The organism is Pseudomonas sp. zfem004 (assembly GCF_032621715.1).
GTDB classification, from domain to species: Bacteria; Pseudomonadota; Gammaproteobacteria; order Pseudomonadales; family Pseudomonadaceae; genus Aquipseudomonas; species Aquipseudomonas sichuanensis.
Window position 1 is genome coordinate 1 of sequence record NZ_JAVYJF010000047.1, and the last position, 2,847, is coordinate 2,847.

Genomic DNA, 2,847 nt, shown 5'->3' on the forward strand with positions numbered 1-2,847 from the left:
CTGGGTGCTGCGTCGGCGATGATCATCGCCATCGTGGTGGCGTACTTCACCGCAGGTGCGGTGAGTGGTTTGGCCACCAGTGTCGGGTCTTCCGCCACCAGTGTTGCCAGTGCCGCCGGCGTCAGCACCACGACAGCCACCACCATTGGTACGGCAGCCAGCGCCGCGACTACCGCTGTGGTCAGTTCGGCGGCCAGCAGCGCAGCGATCAGCACCATCAACAACCAAGGCAACCTTGGGGCGGTATTCAAGGACCTGACATCGAGTGATGCCCTGCGCGGTTACCTTGTTTCCGGGATCACGGCCGGTCTCACCGCTGGGCTGTTCGACGATTGGATGGGGACTAAAACAGGTCCAGCTGGGGCACTGGAGAACGGCGGAAAAGTAGTCACTACCGAAAGCCTCTCCAAACTGGAAGGCATAGGCCGCTTCGCGGGCAAYCAGTTGCTGCAGAACGGCACCTCTACCGTGCTCGATCGCGCCTTGGGTGGTGAYAGCTCGTTCAGTGATGCCTTGCGCARCAGCCTTGCCAACACCTTTGCCGCYGCAGGCTTCAACTGGGTGGGTGACCAGACCAGTCCTGACAGGTGGGACYTGAAGGAGGGCAGCGTCGCCAAGATCGGCCTGCACGCCATCATGGGAGGCTTGGCRGCGGAAGCGGCGGGCGGTGATTTCAAGACAGGGGCGCTGGCCGCTGGGGTRAACGAAGCGCTGGTTGGCAGCCTGTCGCAGTGGTACGGCRCGATGGACCCCGAGAAGAAGAAAAGCCTGCTGACGATGAACTCGCAGGTGATCGGGGTGCTGGCGGCCGCTGCTCAAGGTGGGGACGAGGCGGCGCTGCAGACTGGGGCTTGGGTGGCGGGGACTGCTACGCAGTACAACCACCTCGACCACGGTGATGCGAAATCGTTCGAAGCGAGCATGGAATCCTGTGGCAGCGATGAGGCTTGCCAGCGGGATAGCTGGATTAAAGAAAAATATGCAGAAGAAAGCATCTACATCGACAAGTCTGTAGAGGGCGTCTCCGGGCCTATGCTGGCAAGGGACAAGATGGGACAGGTTGGTGCGGCGCTGGATGCCCTGCTGGCGATGACGTGCACTACGACAACCTGCCAAGAGTACAAGCTGGACTTGATTGGAAGTGCGCTGGCCAATTACAAGAAGCTGAGCGATGTCGCGGGGGAGTGGTCCCCGACGCTGGATCGGATTGGGATGGTTGTGTTAGGCGTTGGTACGGTTGGGGCGGAAGGCCCACGCCCTAGGCCTGCTGGCACTCCGATATCGGTTGGTACTGTTCAGGTTGAAAAGGCACTGGAGTACTTCTCGAAGGTCAAAGATAGCGTTAAAGTCGTTGGTGCAAAAGGTTTTGGGAAAGTAGAAGGCTCCTATTCAGCGGTGAAACCGGGACCATTGGCCGATAATATTGCTGAAACGTTCTCTGGTGGACGGTACTCCGTTGTTACCCTTGAGAAGGAAGCTGTTCTGTACCGTGCAGGGACCACCGATAAACCTCTTGGACAGTTTTTCAGCAGTGAGCCGCCAACTGGAGTAATACAGACTAGGATCGACAAGGCAGTTCTACCGGAGTGGCCTGGGGGCGCAAAATCACCCATAGATACGGTTTTTGAAATAAAGATACCTGCCGGTACCAAAGTGTACGTTGGTGAAGTTGGATCCCAGGGTGGATTCTATGTTGGTGGGTCACAGCAAATTGTGGTTCAGAAGCCTTGGCTGATTGAAGGGGTTAAAGTGACTAACTCGAGTCCATTGAAATGAGAAATCTTAATGATGTTGACTTGATTTTGGCGCGAATGATCGAGCTGCTTCGTTTGGGGTCGTTTGATGATTGGGCTATAGTGCTTGAAAAAGTCAAGAATGGATTTGATATGGATCCGAAAAATTCATCGCTAAAATTGTTGTCAATGTACGGGGGGATGGGGTCTCTTAATGATGTTGTGCTTTATAGGGATGGCCAGCCATTAGTTAAAGAGAATGATGAATTAGATAATTTAAGAGCTCAGCTTTATGAGCTTTGTAAGAAATAGCGCAATGGTGCAAAAGCTCCTGCGACGCCACGTACACCTCGGTGCACAAGGGGCGTTGAACACATCTTTGCTTGATGAGTTAACTGCTAAGGATTCTCCGAGCAAGTCGGCACAGGCCACTCGATCTGTGCTGAAATAGCCTTCCGTTCAGCTACCGTAGCAAGCCTTGCCCATGAGCTAGATGAACTTCTCCGATTTCGAATATGCCGGTAAGCGCAAGCAAACCGCCGTGAGCGTTTCCTATCAGAGATGGAACAGGTCGTTCCGTGGAGCGGATAGGTCGCGTTGATTGAGTCGCACTACCCGAAGGTCGGTGGCGATCGTGAGCTGTATCCCTTGGAAACGATGCTGCGCATTCACTTGCTGCAGAACTAAGGGTGCAGGCAGATGCGGACAAAAGCGGCTGGAGATTGCCTCCAGCCGTCTTGTGAAAGAAAGTGTAGTGAACCACCTGTGCTGGAATCGTCGATCCCTGGGCATTGATCGTCTCGATTCTCATCACCTGGCCATTCTCGTGGCTTTGGCCAGCAAACATGAGGCACGCATCCGCGCACAGACGGAGCCCGGCTTGTCGCCGGCGGGCCACCGGCAGGGGGAGAGTACCCATTGGTTAGCCTGATGGACCTCTGACAAGTGCATCGACCTCAGGCAGGTTGACCAGCAGACGGTCAGCCAGACCATCAATGCAATGGTCGCGGCCGATCCGCAACTGGCCTGGATCAAGGCTGCAGAACAGCGTGGGGATGTGGATTGGCGGCAGGTGAAGGAAGTTCACGACTCCTTCAAGTACAGCAATTCGGGG

General features: G+C 55.5%; 2 protein-coding genes and 2 pseudogenes. All 4 read left to right on the forward strand.

All coding sequences use genetic code 11. The annotated features are described in order from the left end of the window. A partial coding sequence (locus tag RTH46_RS26095) for a DUF637 domain-containing protein (RefSeq protein WP_316906964.1) occupies positions 1-1,776 on the forward strand: 1,776 nt, incomplete at its 5' end. After that, a complete protein-coding gene (locus RTH46_RS26100; RefSeq protein WP_316906965.1) occupies positions 1,773-2,045 on the forward strand; it encodes a DUF6966 domain-containing protein in 273 nt (90 codons plus the stop codon). The genes RTH46_RS26095 and RTH46_RS26100, both read left to right, overlap by 4 nt. A 181-nt stretch (positions 2,046-2,226) precedes the next feature. After that, positions 2,227-2,417: pseudogene (locus RTH46_RS26105) on the forward strand (IS5/IS1182 family transposase); the annotation flags it as partial. 265 nt (positions 2,418-2,682) lie between these two features. Next, positions 2,683-2,847 (forward strand): annotated as a pseudogene (locus tag RTH46_RS26455) (hypothetical protein); the annotation flags it as partial.

Coding starts and splice junctions, on each gene's coding strand:
- RTH46_RS26100 (WP_316906965.1), top strand. CDS start 1,773: ATGAGAAATCTTAATGATGTTGACTTGATTTTGGCGCGAATGATCGAG.